Origin of the sequence: Anabaena subtropica FACHB-260 (assembly GCF_014697105.1) — a bacterium.
GTDB classification, from domain to species: domain Bacteria; phylum Cyanobacteriota; class Cyanobacteriia; order Cyanobacteriales; family Nostocaceae; genus Trichormus; species Trichormus subtropicus.
Genome location: NZ_JACJRF010000037.1, coordinates 1 through 20,795 on the forward strand (window position 1 = coordinate 1; position 20,795 = coordinate 20,795).

Annotated in this window: 19 protein-coding genes; 10 read left to right on the forward strand and 9 right to left on the reverse strand. The window is 41.3% G+C overall.

The annotated features are described in order from the left end of the window. Positions 1 to 181: 181 nt before the first annotated feature. The 4 genes from petP to H6G18_RS18405 all read left to right on the forward strand — a co-directional run bounded on the left by petP (position 182) and on the right by H6G18_RS18405 (position 3,256). Positions 182 to 376, forward strand: coding sequence for a cytochrome b6f subunit PetP (gene petP, locus H6G18_RS18390; RefSeq protein WP_190408547.1), 195 nt, complete (start codon positions 182 to 184; stop codon positions 374 to 376). Positions 377 to 460: 84 nt separating this feature from the next. After that, positions 461 to 1,561, forward strand: coding sequence for a Get3/ArsA fold putative tail anchor-mediating ATPase NosAFP (locus H6G18_RS18395; RefSeq protein ID WP_190408548.1), 1,101 nt, complete (start codon positions 461 to 463; stop codon positions 1,559 to 1,561). Between the two features lie 120 nt (positions 1,562 to 1,681). Further along, positions 1,682 to 2,695 carry a chlorophyll synthase ChlG gene (gene chlG, locus H6G18_RS18400; RefSeq protein WP_190408549.1) on the forward strand — a complete coding sequence of 338 codons (1,014 nt, stop codon included), beginning with the start codon at positions 1,682 to 1,684 and terminating at the stop codon, positions 2,693 to 2,695. A gap of 273 nt (positions 2,696 to 2,968) precedes the next feature. Next, positions 2,969 to 3,256 carry a hypothetical protein gene (locus H6G18_RS18405; RefSeq protein ID WP_190408550.1) on the forward strand — a complete coding sequence of 96 codons (288 nt, stop codon included), beginning with the start codon at positions 2,969 to 2,971 and terminating at the stop codon, positions 3,254 to 3,256. A gap of 69 nt (positions 3,257 to 3,325) precedes the next feature. Here the strand turns inward: H6G18_RS18405 and H6G18_RS18410 are convergent, their stop codons facing one another. The 6 genes from H6G18_RS18410 to cysH all read right to left on the reverse strand — a co-directional run bounded on the left by H6G18_RS18410 (position 3,326) and on the right by cysH (position 10,003). Beyond that, entirely contained in the window at positions 3,326 to 4,282 is a 957-nt protein-coding gene (locus tag H6G18_RS18410) for an MDR/zinc-dependent alcohol dehydrogenase-like family protein (protein WP_190408551.1), read from the reverse strand. Between the two features lie 125 nt (positions 4,283 to 4,407). After that, positions 4,408 to 4,977, reverse strand: coding sequence for a hypothetical protein (locus H6G18_RS18415; RefSeq protein WP_190408552.1), 570 nt, complete (start codon positions 4,975 to 4,977; stop codon positions 4,408 to 4,410). A 595-nt stretch (positions 4,978 to 5,572) separates the two neighbouring features. Beyond that, a complete protein-coding gene (locus tag H6G18_RS18420) occupies positions 5,573 to 6,379 on the reverse strand; it encodes an inositol monophosphatase family protein (RefSeq protein ID WP_190408553.1) in 807 nt (268 codons plus the stop codon). A gap of 25 nt (positions 6,380 to 6,404) precedes the next feature. Further along, positions 6,405 to 7,844, reverse strand: a complete 1,440-nt coding sequence (locus H6G18_RS18425) for a BCD family MFS transporter (RefSeq protein ID WP_190408554.1) — start codon at positions 7,842 to 7,844, stop codon at positions 6,405 to 6,407. Positions 7,845 to 7,929: 85 nt separating this feature from the next. Then, entirely contained in the window at positions 7,930 to 9,162 is a 1,233-nt protein-coding gene (gene sbcD / locus H6G18_RS18430) for an exonuclease subunit SbcD (RefSeq protein ID WP_190408555.1), read from the reverse strand. 115 nt (positions 9,163 to 9,277) lie between these two features. Beyond that, a complete protein-coding gene (gene cysH / locus H6G18_RS18435) occupies positions 9,278 to 10,003 on the reverse strand; it encodes a phosphoadenosine phosphosulfate reductase (RefSeq protein ID WP_190408556.1) in 726 nt (241 codons plus the stop codon). Between the two features lie 797 nt (positions 10,004 to 10,800). Between cysH and H6G18_RS18440 the strand changes: the two genes are divergently transcribed. After that, complete coding sequence (locus H6G18_RS18440; RefSeq protein ID WP_190408590.1) at positions 10,801 to 11,688, forward strand: ATP adenylyltransferase family protein; 888 nt, start codon at positions 10,801 to 10,803, stop codon at positions 11,686 to 11,688. A 42-nt stretch (positions 11,689 to 11,730) separates the two neighbouring features. Here H6G18_RS18440 and H6G18_RS18445 read toward each other — a convergent pair whose 3' ends face one another. After that, a complete protein-coding gene (locus H6G18_RS18445; protein WP_190408557.1) occupies positions 11,731 to 12,315 on the reverse strand; it encodes an endonuclease dU in 585 nt (194 codons plus the stop codon). 249 nt (positions 12,316 to 12,564) lie between these two features. Here H6G18_RS18445 and H6G18_RS18450 point away from each other — a divergent pair, with 249 nt between their 5' ends. Together H6G18_RS18450 and H6G18_RS18455 are read left to right on the forward strand one after the other, a co-directional pair. Next, positions 12,565 to 13,044 (forward strand): YbjN domain-containing protein, encoded by a 480-nt coding sequence (locus tag H6G18_RS18450; RefSeq protein ID WP_190408558.1) that lies wholly within the window; start codon positions 12,565 to 12,567, stop codon positions 13,042 to 13,044. 52 nt (positions 13,045 to 13,096) lie between these two features. Beyond that, positions 13,097 to 13,828, forward strand: coding sequence for a lipoate--protein ligase family protein (locus H6G18_RS18455; protein ID WP_190408559.1), 732 nt, complete (start codon positions 13,097 to 13,099; stop codon positions 13,826 to 13,828). Here the strand turns inward: H6G18_RS18455 and H6G18_RS18460 are convergent. Then, positions 13,812 to 14,426, reverse strand: a complete 615-nt coding sequence (locus H6G18_RS18460) for an HD domain-containing protein (RefSeq protein WP_190408560.1) — start codon at positions 14,424 to 14,426, stop codon at positions 13,812 to 13,814. The two genes, H6G18_RS18455 and H6G18_RS18460, sit on opposite strands and share 17 nt — an antisense overlap. Positions 14,427 to 14,520: 94 nt before the next feature. Here H6G18_RS18460 and H6G18_RS18465 point away from each other — a divergent pair, with 94 nt between their 5' ends. After that, positions 14,521 to 14,991, forward strand: coding sequence for a hypothetical protein (locus tag H6G18_RS18465; RefSeq protein WP_190408561.1), 471 nt, complete (start codon positions 14,521 to 14,523; stop codon positions 14,989 to 14,991). Positions 14,992 to 15,596: 605 nt separating this feature from the next. Beyond that, complete coding sequence (locus H6G18_RS24860) at positions 15,597 to 18,473, forward strand: tetratricopeptide repeat protein (protein WP_242040404.1); 2,877 nt, start codon at positions 15,597 to 15,599, stop codon at positions 18,471 to 18,473. Positions 18,474 to 18,573: 100 nt separating this feature from the next. On the opposite strand, the gene H6G18_RS18475 is transcribed toward H6G18_RS24860, so the two are convergent. Continuing rightward, positions 18,574 to 19,767 (reverse strand): site-2 protease family protein, encoded by a 1,194-nt coding sequence (locus H6G18_RS18475; protein WP_190408562.1) that lies wholly within the window; start codon positions 19,765 to 19,767, stop codon positions 18,574 to 18,576. 488 nt (positions 19,768 to 20,255) lie between these two features. Here H6G18_RS18475 and H6G18_RS18480 point away from each other — a divergent pair, with 488 nt between their 5' ends. Further along, positions 20,256 to 20,750: an NUDIX hydrolase gene (locus tag H6G18_RS18480; protein ID WP_190408563.1), complete on the forward strand. Its 495-nt coding sequence runs from the start codon at positions 20,256 to 20,258 to the stop codon at positions 20,748 to 20,750. Positions 20,751 to 20,795: the final 45 nt, after the last annotated feature.

The window sequence follows — 20,795 nt, forward strand, 5'->3', positions numbered from 1 at the left end:
CTGGCTGTGGAGGCTTAGACATTAGTCAGCCCGTGAAGCAGCAAGTCTCTTATGTGAATTTGAGATGCTCCCGCTATATTGCTTGCAATTAGCGGGAGAGTTGTCACCTCCCCAAATCGTATAACCGATGAGTACCGGATTCAGCTAAACTGAAACTTGGTTTATTGCGTTTTATGTAGGCATGGAAATCGGACAAAAGGTTAAGGTGTTTCGTTTGCGCGATCGCGTTTCTGCTCCAATCGCCAAAAAACTGGGACAAATAGGTATCATTGAGGGTTACAAAGTTACCGATGGTCAGGGTATTGGTGTAGTGGTGAAGTTTAACGATAATACTTCCACCTGGTTTTTTGAAGATGAAATTAAACCAGTGTCATAGAAAAAACTCTGGGTAGAAGCTAAGAGTATTTGCCTAGTGCTAAGTTGGAATTGAAAAGAACGGCGGTATTGGGAAATCAAGATAATGTCCATGATATTGACATTTTTGGGCAATAGTGGTGTTGCTCGGACAAAAATAGCGATCGCCGCAGCCAAGTTATTGGCAAGTCAAGGCAAGCGGGTACTTCTAGCAGGATTGGCAGAACCTATACTACCCCTCCTGTTAGAGAAAACCCTGACTCCTGACCCCCAGCAAATTGCTCCTAATCTAGAAGTTGTGCAGTTTCAATCTTCTATACTGCTAGAACGCAATTGGGAAGAAGTAAAAAAACTTGAGGCGCAATATCTCCGCACACCCATTATCAAAGAGGTGTATGGTCAAGAACTGGTAGTTTTACCGGGTATGGACAGTGCCTTGGCTTTGAATGCGATCCGCGAATATGATGCCAGTGGTAAATATGATGCGATCGTCTACAATGGCACAGGTGACTCTTTTACCTTGCGGATGTTGGGTTTACCAGAATCTTTAAGCTGGTATGTGCGGCGCTTTCGGCAATTGTTTGTCAACTCTGACTTAGGTAAAAACATTACCGAATCACCCTTGATTCAACCGCTAATTAGCAGCTTTTTCAATGTCAATTGGACAGCAGATAACTTTGCTCAACCTACCAACCAAGTCAATAATTTCTTAGATAAAGGAAAAGAGGCGCTAGCTGACCCCAAGCGTATTTCTGCCTTCTTAGTGACTACCGCAGACCCCTTGGAAGTTGCAAATGTGCGTTATTTATGGGGTAGCGCTCAACAAATTGGGTTGACCATTGGTGGTGTCATCCAGGTATCTTCTCCGACAGATACCAACCTTTCAGACGAATTTACACCCTTACCCGTAAGTGTTGTTCCTGAAACTGCCCAAGGTAACTGGCAACCTCTAATAGATGCCCTTCCCAACTTTGTTGAGCAAGCAGTACAAGCGCCTACTCCAATTACTATCGACATCCACAATCGTCAGGTACGCCTCTTTTTACCTGGATTTGATAAAAAACAAGTCAAACTCACCCAGGTTGGGCCAGAAGTAACGGTAGAAGCAGGCGACCAACGGCGGAATATTTTCTTACCTCCAGCCTTGAGTGGTAGGCCTATCACCGGAGCAAAGTTCCAAAACAATTATTTGATAATTTCTTTCTAAGTAGCGGAGATTGGGGACTAGGAACTGGGGAGTGGGGACTAGGAAAGAGCAAATTTTCCTATTCACTAAGCTCCAATTCCTAAAACGTTTCTCTGTATACCCTAATTACGAATTAGTATTATGTCTGAAACACCTCCCATTACTCCCAATTCCAATCAATCTGAAGCATTAGCAAATCCCAGCGACCGCAGTGCCAAAACTAGGCAGTTGTTAGGGATGAAAGGTGCTGCACCAGGGGAAACTTCCATCTGGAAAATCCGCCTGCAATTGATGAAGCCGATTACCTGGATTCCTCTCATTTGGGGTGTAGTTTGTGGCGCGGCTTCTTCTGGTAACTATACCTGGACACTAGAAAATGTGTTGAAAGCAGCAGCTTGTATGTTGTTGTCTGGGCCACTGCTGACGGGTTACACTCAAACCCTGAACGATTTCTACGATCGCGAAATCGATGCTATCAATGAACCATACCGCCCCATTCCTTCTGGCGCAATTTCTGTACCTCAGGTTGTCACCCAGATTGTAATACTATTTATCGCTGGAGTTTCCCTAGCATTTGTGCTGGATTTATGGGCGGGTCACGAATTCCCCAACGTTACAGTCTTAGCGCTGTTTGGTTCCTTTATTGCATTTATTTATTCTGCACCTCCCTTGAAGCTGAAGCAAAACGGCTGGTTAGGTAATTACGCCTTGGGTGCTAGTTATATTGCTTTACCTTGGTGGGCTGGTCATTCTTTATTTGGCGAACTCAACTGGAAAATTGCCGTTCTCACCTTGATTTACAGTTTGGCTGGATTGGGAATTGCAATTGTCAATGACTTTAAGAGTGTAGAAGGCGATCGCCAACTTGGATTACAATCTCTACCTGTAATGTTTGGTGTCACCACTGCTGCTTGGATTTGTGTGGTCATGATTGATGTATTCCAAGGATTAATTGCTGCTTATCTGGTGAGTATTCATGAGAATTTATACGCCGCCATCTTGGTGCTGTTAATCATTCCCCAAATCACCTTCCAAGATATGTATTTCTTACGTGACCCCTTAAAGAATGATGTGAAATATCAAGCCAGCGCCCAACCATTCCTAGTGTTAGGAATGCTTGTTGCCGGTTTAGCATTGGGTCATGCGGGAATTTAAAACAGTTAACAGTTATCAAGGAACTGATAACTGTTAAATTATGTAACAATTCCATTCCCCACTTTTTATAAGAGTAGGTTTCTAACAATTTACATAGCAGTCTCCAGATAGATTAGGACACCAACGAATCATAAAAACACATAACAAGAGGCTTTCAATACTGTCACCTGTTCCCTGTAACAAGTCCCCTACTATACCTCTAAAGCCAGAAGTTAAGATGTGAGAGTTAGGAGTTAAGATACTTCTAGCTCTTAATTTTTGTCAGAAATTGCCGTGTTAAAATTGACAGTTTTTCTCATTAAAGGAATTCAGACATTTATAGTGCCTATTTGCTTTGTTACCGCTTGGTTTGTAATTATTCTGCTTGCTTGGAGTCTTTGGTCAGCAACGCGAGACAGTATCAAAACAGCCAAACAAATGCACCAAATACCATGTTCTGGCTGCCAATTTTTTACAGATGACTACCGCCTAAAATGTACTGTGCATCCATCTATTGCCAACACAGAAGAAGCCATTAACTGTATGGACTATCAAGCCAAAACCAATCCGTACTTGTATTAGTGAGGACTGGAAACTGTGAAAAGGCACAGGAGCATGGATCTGGGGGAGAAGAGGACTATTGACTATTGACTATTGACTAATCTCCAACAATACTTTTAACACTCCTCGACGTTGGGCTTCCTCAAAAGCTAGAAGTCCTTTGGTGAGGGGATAATGACTATGAATTAGGGGTTCTACGTCAACTTTACCTGTAGCTAATAGCTCCAGCGCAGGCGGAAAAACGCCACAACGAGAACCGATGAGTGTGATTTCGTCTACCACCAAAGAAGAAGCATCTAGACTGAGATTGCCAGCATAAGTACTTTTTAGCACCAGAGTAGCACGGGGACGTAAAGCCCGACGAGCGATCGCAAATCCTTCTGGATTGCCAGTACACTCGACTACAATGTCAAAAGCTCTATCTGTGACAGCATCGGCTAGACCAGTTTGAATACCGCGTGCTTTTAAATTAGCGAGTTTTTCTTGATGACGACCGACAACTAATAATTCACAACCAGTTAATGCTAGTGTCTGTGCTACTAATTGACCTAGTTTGCCATCTCCTACTACTAGCACACGGTCATCTTTACTCAATATGACCTGTTGTTGAATTTCTAGTGCTGCTGCTAAGGGTTCAGTAAAAGTCGCAATATCTGTTGGTACATTTTCAGGTACAACATGGAGATTTTCTACTGGTAAACAGAGATACTCAGCAAATGCTCCATGACGGTTGACAATACCTAAAACTGTCCGGTTTTCACAATGAGTTGGTTGTCCTCGACGACAAAAACGACAATGACCGCAGACAGCGTTGATTTCTCCCACCACTCTTTGATGGAGTAGATGTTCTGGACCTTGTTCCACCAGTCCCACAAACTCGTGTCCTAATATCCCTGTGTACGGATAGTAGCCTCTCAGCAATTCCAAGTCTGTATTACAAATCCCCGCACGTAAAACACGCACCAGAGCTTCTCCTGGCGGTGGTTCTGGAATTGGAATATCTGTAAGTAGCTGTAACTGGTTATTTTCTAGCCATAGTCCTTTCATGGTCGTTTTCCTGCTAGCCACCCATGAACGAGAGCAGAAAAATCTCTGTTCCTATATTGAAGGTATGAGAAACAATGAAGGTAGAAATTTTTCAAGCTACATAGTAGCACAACATATAATCTCAGTCAGTTTTCTGACTCAGGTGTATTGGAAAATTTCTCTTCAATCTTGCTTAACCAAATTACTAAATCATTAGAGTGAACGGCAATCTCACTTCCTAAAGTTTTGATGTATAAGAGTCCGTCGCTAATAGTTAAATCTCGAATAGGATACCAAGAACTTCGAGTGCGGATAAGTAAATCCAAAGGAATCCCTAGCTGTAAAGTATTTTTGCGATATTTCCACCAAGAACGCCACAAATGAACTGCTTTCATACAGTGCATCCGATAACCTTTGGGGATTTGGCAGTATTGATATTTATAACAATTACGGCTATCTATTTCTCCTGTGAGAATGTAGTTATTATCAGCTAATACCTCATTCATCAATTCCCAATAGGATGAAGTTGCTTTAACCGAAAATTCTATGGGTGTTTGTGTAAATTGGGCTGTAGCAATTACTCCTTCAGTTTTAGCTATAACTTGGTTAATTTTATAAGCTGTCTGGGCTTGTAAAGTAGCGTTAGCTAACAGGATTTCTTGTTTTTGGATAGATTGAGCTACAAACTCTTGTAATAACTCTAAATTAGATAACATTGCTTGTTTATAATTAATTCACAATTTTTTATGTAAGTTGTAACCAATTGTAATTTAGTAATTAGCAAATAAACATGAGTTATTACAAAATTGGTAGAAATTTAACTATACATAAATCATTTTTTAAGATAGATTCATAGATTTAAGCATATATATTTGCTTAAGAGTTAATTAAAAGGTTTAAACCTTTTGATTAATGCCTGAATAACTATATTTATTAATAATATATACATTATTATCAATATTATTTTCGGAATATTTTCCAATTAAATTAAACTTTATATTGTGCTGATATATCAAGTTGATTATAAAGTTATAACTTGAATTTATTAAATTTCTAGAGTATAAATACTGAAAATAATCATAAATGTTTATTTGACTCATGAAAGAATTCAGTTTCAGTTCACGGCTAAAGGAACATCGAATCGAGAGCATCTCATTTCTATCAAACTCAAAGCTTTATTAAAACTTTCAAATTGGTATAACTTCACTAAAATAAAGTGCGCCTCCGTTGGAGACTCACTTTAAAATAAAAATCTCATATCCATAAAAATTGCCCAAGTCGCCTTGGGCTGATAACAAAGTATTTGGTAAGTTAAATTTTTACATTTTGAATCAAAGGTGTAAAAAACGGGACTAATTCAGCACGACTAACAGCGAGAGTAGGGAAAGAGCGATCGCTATAATCTTCCCCTGCTGATAAAGGAAAGGGTTCCGAGTTAAGGGAAATCCAGCTACCACCAGCAGCTTGGACAATTACCCAAGCGCCTGCTATATCCCAAACCTTTGGTGTTGCTTCTATTCCTCCTAGTGTTGCACCAGCCGCAACAGTGAGGAAATTGTAACTAGCCACGCCCAGCATCCGAATTTTGCAAGGAAAACCGTTTTGTACAACTGCTAAACTGCGGGAACAGAGGTTAAAAAAGTGATTGCTACTGGGAGCATCACTACTGGTATGGATTGGGTGATGATTGAGAAATGCTCCAGATGGGGTGCTTAAACCGGATTTACCAGGCCAAAAACCATGAAAGGCTTGATTCAGGGGTGGTGCATAAACATAACCGAAAATCGGTGTACCTTGGTAAAGCAAAGCCAGAGAAATCGACCAAATGGGGATACCGCGTGTAAAATTCGTTGTTCCATCTAAAGGATCAATAACCCAGCACCATTCTGTATCAGGGAAAGTTTGGTCGCTTTCTTCGCTCAAAATTCCGTAACCAGAGAAAGTAGAAGCGATCGCATCCCGAATTTCTTGATCTGCCCATTTATCAGCTTGCGTCACCAAGCTACCATCAGCTTTTTGTAAAGCCTGCACTTGCCCAAAATCCTGCATTAATCGTGTTCCCACCCTGGTTGTGGTAGTTTGGGCAAAATCGAGAACTGTTGTCCAAAAATCATTCATTGATCAATTTTCACGCAAAGGCTTTCTAATCTAAATCACTTTCTAAAACAGAAGCGATCGCTTGCTTGGTGGTAGTTTGAAATTCCGTTACACTAACGCGGTTCAGGAACCAAATCGACACTATCATCCCCACAGCTTCTAGGAGAAACACAAACCCATAAGCTAATTCTAAAGTTGGTAAAAATCTTTTCCCTACATCCAAGGCTGCACCACCTATTACTACAGCCGTTCCCCTAGCTAAAGCCTGCGCCAGTCCCCAAGCCCCGATAAATGTGCCTGCGGCTTCTGCAACTGTCAAATCCAGCATCAAGCTAATTGCGCCTGTAGTTAAGAAACCGGCGGCTAAACCAAACAATACCAAGCCTAACTTTAAGAAGGCGGGATTAGCCGAGAATCCTGACGCGCCCAACAATAACGCTGCGAATGCGACCAGCACACAGCCCATACGTGTAGTGCGACGCTTACCCAAACGGGGGACGACAAAAAAGCCAGCTACACCATAGGCAATCAAAATACCCGTACCATAAAAAGCATTCAGTTGGGTACTTTGTGCTAAAGGCATCTTAAACACTTGACCCGCATAAGGTTCTACCACTGCGTCTTGCATAAATAAACTGATGGTCATCACTACTAAAAAAGTGAAGAACAACGCAGTTTGGGGACTAGCGGTCAAAATTTTCCAAGCCGAACCCAATGTAATACTATCTTCTCGGTTTACCAGAGTGGAACGCTGGCTATAAAGAGAATATTTTTTCTCTACACCAAGGGTTGCTAAAATTGACAACCCAAAGACAATAGTTGGCACAATTATAAATAGCCTGTTAACGGCTGGTTGGAAATTTACTGTAGTTGCTTGTGACGGTAATATCCTGCCAGAGACAATTGCCCCAACAATAATTCCCACCATCAACATTGACCAAACTACACCCACCACCTGAGAACGGTTATCTTCTTGAGAGATATCCACTAACAAAGCAGCAAAAGGTGTACTACTAGCACAAATTGCTAGACCGTATACTGCAAAAACTAAAGCCAGAACAGATATCCAGCCGATGGTTTGAGTATTCCACACCCAACCATTAGAGTCATTGGTGACATTATTTAACTGCCACATTACTTGTACCGCTAAAAAAGAGGCGATCGCAAATACCGCCGCCCCTACCCAAACATAAGCTGTACGATGATAACCCCATAAAGGTTTGGCATCCGAAAGCTGACCGAACCAGATACGAGCAGGAGCGACAAACGCCGGTAAGGCCAAAACTACCGCTACCAACGTCGCCGGAATTGCTATTTCTTGAATCATGACTCTGTTGAGTACACCCAGAGTCAAAATTGACATCATACCCAGACCCATTTGGAATAGTCCTAGTCGAAACACAGTCAGTAAATCAACTCTCTTGACTGATTCCGTCTTGATTGATTGACCGGATTCAGGATCGGGTACAAAATTGCTAGTTGCCATTATGACTTTAATGAGAAACAATACAGGATTTAGCCTTTCTTTAACTTAAGATAAACCCTGATAACAATTCAGCAACCACTGACTATTAACTGTTGATTAAATCTTCTGCTAACAACTGTTCTGCGGCTTCTAGCATGGAGGCTGATATCTCTTTGAGGTCTTCACGATTTTGTAAGTAAGTTTTTAATGCTTCCATTGGGTCGATGCTGCTACTTGCACTTAGTTCAGGAATCCGGGGTCTAGCCAACTGACTTAATAATTCAGCTTGAATGGTGTATGTGTGAGCATTACTTAACGCAGAATGTAGGGAAGCGTTATCAATCATATCCATCTGTTCGGAACGGAGTTTGTAAATTAGCCGGACTACAGCATCTTGAATATCATGTTTAGCGATCGCCTTCACAATAGCAGCTTGCGGATCATCCACTTTTGATACATCAACTTCTATAGTGCGGAAAGTCCGAACGGGTAAAGGGCAAAACTCCCACTGCACATTCCCCCGTTCCAGTTCAATCATCACATAACCCTTATCTTCTTTCTCCTCACTAAAGTCTACCCGTTCGATACTCCCCGGATAAATTACCGGCGGGTCATTTGATTTATTCAAATTTTGATGGCGGTGGACGTGTCCCAGTGCCACATAATCAAAACAGGGACGAATTAACAAAGATAAGGGTAGAGTAAAGCCTTTACCTACTGCCAAAAAGCGTTCAGCGCCGAAAGTTGCATTATCAGCCATCAAATGAGCTAAAAGTACTGTAGGAATATCGGGGTCAAGACGACGAATTTCCCCTTCTATAACGACTTGTAGCCGTTCTGTTAATAATTGATTGACTTCAGACAACGCCAAACCTTCTGTTTCTTGACGCGTCATCAGTGTCGAACGAGTTAGCCAAGGCAAAGTAATCACCTGCACTTTACCGTTACGGGTTTGGATGTGATGAGTCATTAACCTATCACCCACAACAAAACCCGGCACTCCCAAAGTGCGGTAAATATTTAAACTTGCACCCCCCTGTCCTTGGGAATGTTGGTCATGGTTCCCCACCAACAACACTGTGGGAATTTGAGCATCAACCAAACGACGAAATTGGCTGGCAAATGCTTCTTGTACATACGGCGGCGGCGTAGCATCAGGAAACGCATCGCCACCAAATATAACTAAATCTACTGCATCTCCCAGCGCCCGATCAATACATACAGACAAAGTATTGACAAAATCCTCCAATCGTGTATTTAATCCAGTGACAGGATTAATCTGTCCGTGAGAAAAACCGCTTCCCATGTGGATATCAGAGAGATGGAGGATTTTGATCATGATTAGTCAATGGTCAATGGTCAATAGTCAATAGTAATGCTTGTTTTCAACTTTGAATCACTCACTGTTAAATAGTTAAAATCTTCACCTTGGACTATTGACTGTGGACTATTGACTAAACGTGAATCCCACATTCAGTTTTATTACTTCCCCGCCAGCGTCCAGCGCGTTCGTCTTCGCCTTCACCTACTTTGGTGGTGATGGGTTCATCGCCAATGCTGGGATAACCTTGGTCGTGTAGAGGATTGTAAATTACTTTATGTTCAGCTACGTAATCCCAGCTATCTTTACGTGTCCAAGCTGCTAGGGGATTGACTTTCAAGCGACCTTTGCCATCTAATTCAAACACAGGCATATTCGCACGGGTGACAGCTTGGTCACGACGACGGCCGGTAATCCAAGCAACGGTGTTGAGTTCGTCTAAACCACGTTGTAGGGGTTCAATTTTGGTAACGTGGTGGAATTGAGTAATATCTTTATCCCAGAGTGCTTCACCGTATTTAGCAACAAAGGCTTCACGACTATCTACATCTGGAGTTTTGTAGGTTTGTAAATCTAGGTTATATAGTTCTTTAGCTTTCGCAACGAGTTCTAAGGTTTCGCGGAAGTGGTACAGAGTATCGAGAAATATTACAGGTACTGGTTGCTTGAGTTCACTATAAAGGATATGGGTAATTACCAAGTCATCCACGTTAAAGGCACTAGTTTGTACTAGTCCTGTGGGGATATGCTCTATAGACCATGCCAGAATTTCTTTGGGAGTGGCAGTTTCAAACTGTTGATTTAATTGATCTAAATCAAATTCGGTTGTTTGGTTTCTAGATGCCGTGGAACCTGTCATGAGAATTTCCGTTAAATATTTGTTACCTTGATTAAACTCAATTTTATACTACTAAGGCACACAAGTCGCTCGGATATTGGGTAATTTAGGTAATTATATTGTACGGAGATCACCACCTTGAAGACTTATACTCTTCAAATTGGATATTTTTGACTTTTTATATATTTAAAGTTTATTAATAAAAAATTAATAATATTAGTTATTTATCATTTCGTTTCTCTAAACTAAAATATTTTAATGAATATGTGTGAAGCGATCGCTATAGTCTTTACTAAGAAGATTGAAGCTATTTTAAGTTTTGACTATATTTCACAGATATTTATACGGAAATTGATATTGTAAATGGAACAGATATATTAAGGGATTTTACGAAAATGAAAAATACCAAATTGCCGACTCCAGTGCGTGAGTATGTAATTATGGGCAGTTTAATCATGCTGACTAGTTTTAGCATCATCACCATCATGAGTGCATTTTAAAATTAAACCATTAATAATTTAGTCAAATAAAATTTACACAACTCCGCTCAACCATGAGAGGAGTTTTTAAGTTTTGTATCTAAATTATTTAGGAAAAAAGTATAAATTTCCTTTTCATGGCGAGTAAGTAGAAAGAGTTATTATTTTTGTCAAACGTTCTCATACCTATTAAATTTGATGGGTGAACCTGTTTGTAGTGAGGACTTTAGTCCTTATTTCCTCAGAGATAAAATGCTGACTAACAAAGAAAAAGATACAACCCCATAAATAAATTTAAGGAGATGGTTAATTTTGAATGCGGAGCCAAATAACGTGACCATGTCTGAAGGACAGATAATCTTACAACCGGACACATTATGGGAAAGAGTAAAAAAACAGACGAACTATGCCTTAAATTGTGGTGCGTTGCTATCGATACCGACGGAATTTGAATTTATCGAGCAAAATGGGGTTAAGTTTTTGGTGCGAATTTTATCTAACCTTGACCGTAAAAATAAAGCCAAGAAAAAACAACAGAAGCAATCTGCTGGCAAAGACTTTAACCCCTTTTTACCTTACGAACAGGATTTATTTGTGGCGGATATTTCCGACACTCATGTATGTATATTAAATAAATTCAATGTTGTTGACTATCACTTACTGATTATTACCCGTGATTTTGAAGAGCAGGAAAGCTTGCTGACGTTAGCAGATTTTGCCGCCATGTGGGCGTGTTTAGCGGGAATTGATGGTTTAGTATTTTACAACAGTGGCAAAATCGCTGGTGCTAGTCAGCGACACAAACACTTGCAACTAGTACCAATAACATTTACAGCTTCCGAACCGCAGATACCCATTGCATCATTACTAGCATCAGCGAAATTTCAGGATTCAATTGCAACCATACCAGGGCTACCATTCGTCCATGCCTTCGCTAAATTACAGCCAGAGGCTAAAGCAACTTTAGAAACTTACTATAAATTACTGCGCGCAGTAGGTTTAGGGGTAGGTGATGATAATGGAAAAATCGATGCTTATAACTTACTAGTAACCAGAGAATGGATGTTAATCGTACCGCGATCGCAAGAACATTTCCAATCCATTTCTGTTAACTCTTTAGGATTTGCTGGTGCTTTGCTAGTGAAAAATGATTCAGAAATGCAACTTCTCAAACAACATGGGCCAATGACTATCCTCAAGGAGGTTGCAATGACAGTCAATAGTTAATAGTCAACATTCAACAGTTATTCTCCCCCACTCCCCAATCTCTCAAGCCTGTCGCCCACTTTCCCCTTTCACCACCGCAGAAGCTATCAAATGGGCTAGACGTAGGGCTTCTGGAACGTGACCACAGTCTGTGAGTTGTTGCAGGACTTGGGCTGTGACTCCAGCATCAGCACCGCAGACCTGAAAATAAAATGGTGGATGCTCGTATACAGTCCCGGCACGGCGTAAAATTTCTAGTCGTTTGTCTGGGTGTGGTAGTCTTTGCATAGCGTGTATTACAGCAGTTAATTTAGGCTGCTTTCGCATTACGGCAATGCAAGGACGCTCCAGTCGTTCTGCTAACAATGGCAAGTCAATTATATTGAAGCCACCTAGAGAAATTCCATCCAACAACACTACATGGATTTGTGATAGGAATTTACCTCCGATGAGTAATTGACACAGAGTATCTGTAGCATCCCAGCCATCAGCTTCTATCTCTCCCCAAACCATTCCTTCAAAGCGAGTATCTGCACAAATAACCCCTGCAACTCCCACAGGTTTAGTTGCATGGCGCACAAAGGGAGCATCATCAAAACCTATAGCGCGGATTTTACGGCGGTTTCGCAACAGAGTTTCTAGTTCCATGATGATTGCTCGCGGTAGAGGATTTCCACAAAATAAATTATGCAAATTTATTCAGATAATATTTTGTTATCTTCCCCCTGCTCCCTTGCCTACTCAGTGATGGGATATTGTTTTAGTTGGAAGTCCTTAGAAGCGAGTGAATCACACCTCATCTAACTATATTTACTCTTTAAGAGCTAAAACTAAGTTTTGCTCACAAGTTATAAAGTATGTGTAGATGGCAGAAAATATATTGAGAGAAAAATCTGTATGGCAAACTACCAAGAAACCCTAACTAGCAACGAACTCTGTGATGGACTAATCACAGAGACAACCAACATTAATCATGTAGAAGTCATCGAAAACGTCATCGACTCCCTAGAACAAGATGACAGTGCAATGGTCAGCCACACCCCAGAAGGTGGCTATCTGTGGAAGTTTAAATACGGCACTGTAGAAGTGTACGTCCAACTCACCGGCAAAAGTGATGAAGACACCATCACAGTTTGGTCAGCAGTACTTCCATTACCAGCCAAAGATGAACCAAAGTTAATGCGTCATCTATTAGAAATGAACTGTTCCACCACTTTGGAATCCCGTTTCGGCATCATTGAAAATCAAGTAGTAGTTATTTCCACCCGCACTGTAGCAGATTTATCCCCTGGTGAAGTTTCTCGCCTAATTACCATCGTCGCCACGATCGCCGACAACAACGACGAAGCCTTACAATCAGAGTTCAGTCTAACCTAACTCCGCGCCCCTCTGCGCTAACTCCGCGTTACTTTGCGTTTAATCCTCCTCAATGCACAACAAGCAGGTTTGGCGACTAATCCCCTTACTGGAAGCTTCCGGTAATGTGCAGATGAAAATTGACCGTTGGTTATTAGCACAACACCAATCAGGTAAACATCCGCCCACTCTGAGATTTTATACTTGGTCGCCACCAGCCATTTCCCTTGGTTATCATCAACGCCAATATCCCCAACATTGGCAAAAACTCATCTGGAAAGGCCAAAAATTAGACTTAGTACGTCGTCCCACTGGTGGTAGGGCTGTACTCCACCAAGGTGATTTAACTTATGCTGTAGTCACATCTGGACTAGTTGGTAATCGGATGGCAGCATACCAAAAGATTTGTGAATTTTTAATTCAAGGATGGAAAGCGATCGCTATTGAATTAACCTATGGTACAGCCGGACGTGGTTACATTCACAATCCCAACTGCTTTGGTACAGCCACAGGTGCAGATTTAGTTTTACCCAATGGAACCAAAATGATTGGTAGCGCCCAACTGCGGCGCGGGGGAGTAATTTTGCAACATGGTTCCATGCGTTTACAACCAGATGCAGAATTGTTTGCCCAGGTATTTGGTGCAGAGTCTTTTACACCAGTGCAATTAAACTTGAGTGTAGAACAGATTATGACAGCTTTGACTACTGCTGCTAGTGATTGTTTTGAGATGCAGCTTGAGTTGCAACCCCTCTCTCAGTTTGAATGGGATGAGATTCAAGCACAGCCTAATCTTGAGTGTTAATATCTGGCGCTTCGTGTAAATACCCAGCCGCTACAGAATCATCAATTAATTGCAAAACAAACGGCCATAGTTCCGGCGCACCTGTTTCTACTGGTGCTACCCGCTTCATCACCTGATCACGCCTAATCCCATGAATGCGCCAAGTTCCACCCTGAGTTTGCTGATTATGTAATAAAGGTTGTATCCGGTCTAAAGCGGCGGCGAATTTAGCCGTGGGTGTTTTCCCGGCTTCAAACTCATGCCAAAGTTGATGAAATTCCTGTCCCTGATCTGCTGGTAACAATCCAAACAAGCGTAATGCTGCTTGTGCTTCCCTGTGGGCTTTATTCTCGTTACCCTGCACATCATAACAAAAGGTGTCCCCAGCATCGATTTCTACCAAATCGTGAATCAATAGCATTTTCATCGCCTGGGAAATATCAACCCCTAGTGGCGCATATTCTGCCAAACTCATCGCCATTATCGCCAAATGCCAAGAATGTTCCGCGCTATTTTCTCGACGCGAACCATCAGTTAGTAAGGTTTGGCGGAGTATCAACTTCAGGCGGTCAATTTCGATGATGAATTGGATTTGTTGAGTCAGGCGGTTGATGGACACGGGTATTTTCCAAGAACTACTTTACTTAGATTAATAAATTATTCTCAATTGTTTTGGGAATACTGAGATTAAGTACATAAACATTGTAATAAAAATGGCAAATAATCGAGCCAGTACCAAGCTTTCCCCAGCAGACAAGGAAGCTGTAATGAATGCAATTGCGACTATTAAAGAAAAATTACCATTTTTGATTGATTTAAGCACAGAGGAGCGTAAATCTTTGCCCAAACTTGGTGATAAGAGTCGGGCGTTTGTAACTAAGGCGTTGGAAATAGCAACACAAAACCCTGACTTTTTGCCTCGTTCTTTTGATTTGGATGAAATGCGCCAAGACATTGAGCTATTTGAGGCTTTATATCCCATTTTGCTGTCATTGACGCAATTGCAAGAGCTGGTAGATGATACATCTGTGGCTGTTGGTAGTGAAGCGTATGCAGCGAGTTTGATGGTTTATAACTATGCCAAAGCTAGTGGTAGAGGTGCTGGATTAGATTCAATGATTGATGATTTGGGTCGTAGATTTGCCCGGAAATCGAAAAAAATACAACCACAAGCATCCTTGTAAGTCCAGAAATTAACTCGACACTTTTACTGAAAAACTTAAAATTTTAAGCTCTGAGCTTGAGTGTTTCAGTTTCAAGTGAAAAACGCCGAGTTCGGGGCTAAAATTTTTTTGTTCTAAGTGAGAACGTTCTTGTTTTAAATAAGAACGTTTTCGTTTTAAATGAGAACATTTTCGTTCTAAGTGAGAATGTTCTTGTTTTGAGTGAGAACGTTTTCATTTGAAATTAAAAAATTTGTGTTCAGAACTAAACAGTTGTGAGTTAAAGTGCGATCGCTGGGGATAATATCGGTTATTACGTAGCTGAGGAACAAAAAGAAACTTGAATTTTCTAAACAGTTGGCTTTCTAAGTTTTTCATTTTGGTAAAAACTGAGAATTATAGCGGTTTGCAGTTGAGTCTAATGCAGACCTAACCCCCAACCCCTTCCCTACAAGGGAAGGGGAGTAAAGCTCAAAGCCTCTATCTTTGTAGGAGAGAGGTTTGGAGAGAGGTTAGAGTGTATTGCATACAAACGAGAAGTGCTATAAATCTTTCTAAATCCGAAACTAGTAATGCGTAGTTAGTAGTTATCTTGTATGTATTAGACCTTACACCTGAATCTTGTAATGAATCCCCAAAATAAGCCCAAGAGTTTACAGGATATTCTCAAACAACGGCAACAATCAGGGTTTGTTGGTCGTGAGGAACAAGTCAACACATTTCGCCACAATCTAGAATTGCCTTTGGAAGACCCCCGGCGGCATTTTTTATTTAATGTTTGGGGTCAAGGGGGCGTGGGTAAAAGTACACTGCTGCGTCAGTTTCGCCAAATTGCGGACGGGGCAAAAATTATCACGGCTTACACAGATGAGAGTGAAAAAAGTGTACCGGAAGTCATGGGACGGTTGGCGGAACAGTTGGAACAGCAAGGTCATAAGCTGGGACAGTTTACAGAACGCTACAAAGTTTATCGTCAGAAGCGCCAAGAATTAGAAACCGACCCCGAAGCACCGCAAGGCTTCTCGGCTTTTGTCGGCAAAACTGTAGCGAAAGCCGGAATGGGTATGGCTAAACAAGTTCCTGGTTCTGGTGCTGTATTTGGTTTAATCAATGAAGATGCTTTTGCTACCCAAGCCGGGGAATGGGCGGCTTATGTTGCAAAAAAATTAACGAATAAAGATGAAGTTCTCTTAGTCCAAGAACCTGTGGAAGTGCTGACTCCCTTATTTTTAGAAGATATTTCTAAAATTGCTCAAAAGTCTGGGCTTGGGTTGTTATTCGATACCTATGAACGCAGCGCAGAGTTTCTAGATAACTGGCTAAGGGAAATACTGGATGGTCGCCACGGTGAAGTCCCTCTCAATATATTGATTATTATTGCTGGTCGGCAGGAATTAGATAAAAACCATTGGGCAATTTATGAGGGGTTAATAGTTCGTTTCCCTTTAGAACCATTTACAGAAGAAGAAGCCCAACAATATCTATCGCGTAAAGGCATTACTAACAGTCGAGTTATAGAAGTAATTTTACGTCTTTCTGGGAGTTTGCCCTTGTTAGTCGCAACCTTGGCGGCAGAAACTCCCAGCGACCCCAGCCAAATCGGTGATCCTAGCGGTACAGCAGTAGAACGCTTCTTAAAATGGATTGATGACCCCAAACGGCGACAATTAGCGGTGGATGCTGCGCTTCCTCTGTGTTTAAATCGGGATGTCTTAGCTAAATTGCGAGGAGAAGATGAGGCGGATGGTTTATTTAGCTGGCTGAAAGAGATGCCATTTATTGACGAACGGACTGATGGTTGGGCTTATCATGATGTCGTCAAAACTCAAATGCTACGCCAAAAGCGTCTTTCATCACCGCAAAGCTGGGCTGATTTACATGGCAAGTTAGCAGACTACTACAACACCTTGCGAAATAATTTACACCTAGAGGAAGAGAAAAAACAGCGTGATCCTATTTGGCAAAGTTACACTCTCAATGTTTTGTATCACGGTTTATGTCAGTCACCACAGAGAAGTTTACCTGCTGCTTTAAATGAATTTCTGGCTGCACTGAAAAATCAACGTTCTTTTGCCCAACTCTGGGCAGAAAGAATGATACAAGCAGGTAAAGACACGGGTGTAGATGAAATTCAGCGTTGGGGTGAACAGTTAGCTAATGGGTTAAAAGCATACGAGGAAAAACAGTATGAAATTGCTGTTGAAATGTTCACAGCGTTGTTGAGCAATACTTTTCTTGAAGTCAAATGCCGTGCAGTAGCCTTAGACTGGCGTGGTCATGTTTACACTCAATCAAATCAATACTCCAAAGCTTTAGAAGATTTAACAGAAGCTATCAAGTTAGCCTCGGATGAAGCTGAGTATTTATCAAACCGAGGTTGGACTTACCAATTAATGCAGCGTTATCAGGAAGCACTGCTCGATTACAATCGCGCCATTGAACTTAATCCCAAATATGATGAAGCGATCGCACTTCGAGGTTTTGCTTTTTACTCAATACAGCATTATGAGAAAGCTTTGCACGATCTTAACCATGCTATTAAACTTAATCCCAAACGCGAATGGGCGATTATTGTCCAAGGTATGACTTACAGAGCAATGGAGCGTTATCCCGAAGCACTGCAAGATTTCGACCTCGCTATTGAACTTAATCCTAAACTTGACTGGGCGATCGCATCTCGCGGTGAAACTTACAGAGCAATGGAGCGTTATGAGGAAGCACTGCAAGATTTCGACTGCGCTATTGAACTTAATCCTAAATCTGATTGGGCGATCGCAAATCGTGGTATGACTTATCGCTTAATGGAACTTTATCCCGAAGCACTGCAAGATTTCGACCACGCCATTGAACTTAATCCTAAATATAGTCGGGCGATCGCCAGTCGCGGTAAAACTTACAGAGCAATGGAGCGTTATGAGGAAGCACTGCAAGATTTCGACCTCGCTATTGAACTTAATCCTAAATCCGATTGGGCGATCGCTAGTCGCGGTCAAACTTACATGGCAATGAAGCGTTATAAGGAAGCACTGCAAGATTTCGACTGCGCCATTGAACTTAATCCTAAATACGATTGGGCGATCGCACTTCGTGGTCAAACTTATCTACTAATGCAGCGTTATGAGGAAGCAGTCAAAGATTTGAATCTCACTATAAGTTTAAATGTAGATGATGATTGGTATTTATATATGCGTGCTTTAGCATATACGGCTCTTCAGCAAAAAGATAAAGCACAAGCTGACATAGCAATTGCCATTAAGCTTGCTAAACAGGGTTACGAACAAGATGCTAAAAACTGGTGTAATACATTTAATTTAGCCATCTACTATTTAGCTGCTGAATATACTAACCCAGCAGAAGAGTTGTATCGTTATGGGTTATCTCATGGTGCTTCCTTAGAGAGTAAACGTGAAGCTATTCAAGACCTCAACGAATTTTTGATAATTTTCCCTAATCATGTACAAGCTCAAGCTATGCGCCAGTTATTAAAATCTTCTTTGACATGAATATTTAGTCAATACACAATTTATAGTCCAAGTAGTAACTTTGCCCATTCTCTTGTCAGTAGTAGTTGCCATAATACCTTTCTCCAAATTAGGCGCACTACTAATTAATTGACTTAGCAATTACCCCCAATTGCAACCCAGGCGGATAATTACCTTCATCTTTGATGCGCTTAATTTCCGCATCGGTAATCCGTAGACCTAATTTTTGTGCCAATGCCTTGACAATATCGCCCCTGTCAATCACTCCAGCCACAGCATCAGCCGGGGTAAGTACAGTCACAAGAGGTAACTGTTCATTTTCCAACTTGTTGATGACATCAGCTATAGTTGTTGACTCGGCAACCGTGGGAATTTCCGTCAGAGGATGGGCGATACTGTGGAGAGTTTGGGTTTCCCATTGGCTTCTTTCCACTAAGCGTAAATCCTCAATGGCGACCATACCCCGATAACGTCCATCGGAAGCGGCAAAATAAACCTCTGGTGTAGTAGTTGCCAATAGATAGGAGTCAGCAAAGTTACGTAAGGTTTGGTCGGCATCGATGACACGGAAATCACGAGTCATAGCATCGGCGGCCGTGACTTTCAGCAAAGTTTCTTGTAATGTAGTGACGCGGTCGTAGCTGTTGGCGTTACGCACAGCAAACCAACCCAATAAAGCAATCCACAAACCTGTGACTAGTTCTCTAGTAAAGAAATCTACAGCAAAACCTAAGGCGATCGCACTGTAACCTAAAATTTGTCCCGCCCTTGCTGCCCAATGTACCGCCTGAAAACGATCCCCGGTAATTTGCCACAGTGCAGCTTTCAAAACTTGACCCCCATCTAAAGGTAAGCCAGGAATCAAGTTAAATAAGGCCACAATTAAGTTAATTCGTGCCAAATCAGCCACCATCATACTGATTGGGTTACTATCTGGTACGACAACACCACTCAGTCGGAATAGCAAAAATAAGCCAATACTAACCAAAGGCCCAGCAATGGCTACTTGAAACGCTTTAAGAGGAGTTTTCGATTCTTCTTCAATGGCGGCAATTCCACCAAACAGAAATAGAGTAATAGAATTTACTTTAATCCCTTGCGATCGCGCTGCCAAACTATGACCTAACTCGTGCAATAGTACCGAACCAAACAGCAGCAACGCCATAATCAGTCCAGCACTCCACGCTGTCACTGTTCCCCATTCTTGGTAAGCTACACCAAAATTCAGTGTTGCTAAACCTAAAATTACAAACCACAGAGGGTCTAAGAATAGAGGAATGCCAAATAAAGACCCGATTCTCCAATTTGTTTGCATCACATTATCCTGAAATTAAATATTTTTAGTGAATACATCACATACACTATGTGGGTTTTTTGTATACGATTTTTCTATTCTTTTCATACTATTCGACTGGCTAAACTCACCAGTATCTATCAATAGGAGTAACACAATCAAACTTTACTAATTGAGTTGCCCCAGATTCTAGAATAGACAATCCAGCCTATTTGATCATTCAAAAAATAAAAAAATACAAGTTTCCAGTTATAAGCTACTCTGATTTTCATCTGTAGCGATCGCCTAATCCTGTTTCTCTTAAATACGGCTTTTGTATAGCAAAATACAATAAATTTATATGTAACTAAATAGAAAAGTTGATATCTTATATGAATGTAGTTAAAATATATTTGCCAACCACTAACAAATATTTGCATTATACATTATAATGTAAAGCCCAACTTTTCATTAGTTGAGATTGTTTAAGTGGTAGAAAGTTAAAAAACTCAACCATAGATATTTTTAGATTGAACGTTATTGCTTTTTTAAAATCACCAATCCAATCCACCCGTAGCTTGTGGCGCATTGGACAAGCAGTACTGGGGATTATATTCCGTCATCCAATTACGGGAACCAGTGTCATCCCAATATTATCTGATGGGCGGATTGTATTAATCCGTCGGCGTGACGATGGTTTGTGGGCATTACCTGGAGGTATGGTGGACTGGGGAGAAGATATTCCTACTACAGTCCGCCGTGAGTTGTTGGAGGAAACTGGACTGGAGTTAACAAAAATTAGGCGTTTGGTTGGAGTTTACTCTGCACCAGAACGAGACCCCAGAATCCATTCGATTTGTGTTGTGGTTGAAGCCGAAGTACAGGGAACAATGAAGGTTCAGGATACCTTAGAAGTTATGGAAATTAAGGCTTTTCTTCCTAGTTCTCTACCTCAAGGGCCAATGTCTCATGACCACTCTCGACAATTACAAGACTACTTAAACGGATTAACGACATTGGCATAAAAAGTTATGTAAAATTTTAGGGTAAAATTGGGGATTCTAGATACA

What these genes read in the sequence shown, in the direction of transcription:
- petP (WP_190408547.1), top strand. Translation starts at nt 182, where the DNA reads ATGGAAATCGGACAAAAGGTTAAGGTGTTTCGTTTGCGCGATCGCGTT.
- H6G18_RS18395 (WP_190408548.1), top strand. Translation starts at nt 461, where the DNA reads ATGTCCATGATATTGACATTTTTGGGCAATAGTGGTGTTGCTCGGACA.
- chlG (WP_190408549.1), top strand. Translation starts at nt 1,682, where the DNA reads ATGTCTGAAACACCTCCCATTACTCCCAATTCCAATCAATCTGAAGCA.
- H6G18_RS18410 (WP_190408551.1), bottom strand. Translation starts at nt 4,282, where the DNA reads ATGAAAGGACTATGGCTAGAAAATAACCAGTTACAGCTACTTACAGAT.
- H6G18_RS18415 (WP_190408552.1), bottom strand. Translation starts at nt 4,977, where the DNA reads ATGTTATCTAATTTAGAGTTATTACAAGAGTTTGTAGCTCAATCTATC.
- H6G18_RS18420 (WP_190408553.1), bottom strand. Translation starts at nt 6,379, where the DNA reads ATGAATGATTTTTGGACAACAGTTCTCGATTTTGCCCAAACTACCACA.
- H6G18_RS18425 (WP_190408554.1), bottom strand. Translation starts at nt 7,844, where the DNA reads ATGGCAACTAGCAATTTTGTACCCGATCCTGAATCCGGTCAATCAATC.
- sbcD (WP_190408555.1), bottom strand. Translation starts at nt 9,162, where the DNA reads ATGATCAAAATCCTCCATCTCTCTGATATCCACATGGGAAGCGGTTTT.
- cysH (WP_190408556.1), bottom strand. Translation starts at nt 10,003, where the DNA reads ATGACAGGTTCCACGGCATCTAGAAACCAAACAACCGAATTTGATTTA.
- H6G18_RS18440 (WP_190408590.1), top strand. Translation starts at nt 10,801, where the DNA reads ATGTCTGAAGGACAGATAATCTTACAACCGGACACATTATGGGAAAGA.
- H6G18_RS18445 (WP_190408557.1), bottom strand. Translation starts at nt 12,315, where the DNA reads ATGGAACTAGAAACTCTGTTGCGAAACCGCCGTAAAATCCGCGCTATA.
- H6G18_RS18450 (WP_190408558.1), top strand. Translation starts at nt 12,565, where the DNA reads ATGGCAAACTACCAAGAAACCCTAACTAGCAACGAACTCTGTGATGGA.
- H6G18_RS18455 (WP_190408559.1), top strand. Translation starts at nt 13,097, where the DNA reads ATGCACAACAAGCAGGTTTGGCGACTAATCCCCTTACTGGAAGCTTCC.
- H6G18_RS18465 (WP_190408561.1), top strand. Translation starts at nt 14,521, where the DNA reads ATGGCAAATAATCGAGCCAGTACCAAGCTTTCCCCAGCAGACAAGGAA.
- H6G18_RS24860 (WP_242040404.1), top strand. Translation starts at nt 15,597, where the DNA reads ATGAATCCCCAAAATAAGCCCAAGAGTTTACAGGATATTCTCAAACAA.
- H6G18_RS18475 (WP_190408562.1), bottom strand. Translation starts at nt 19,767, where the DNA reads ATGCAAACAAATTGGAGAATCGGGTCTTTATTTGGCATTCCTCTATTC.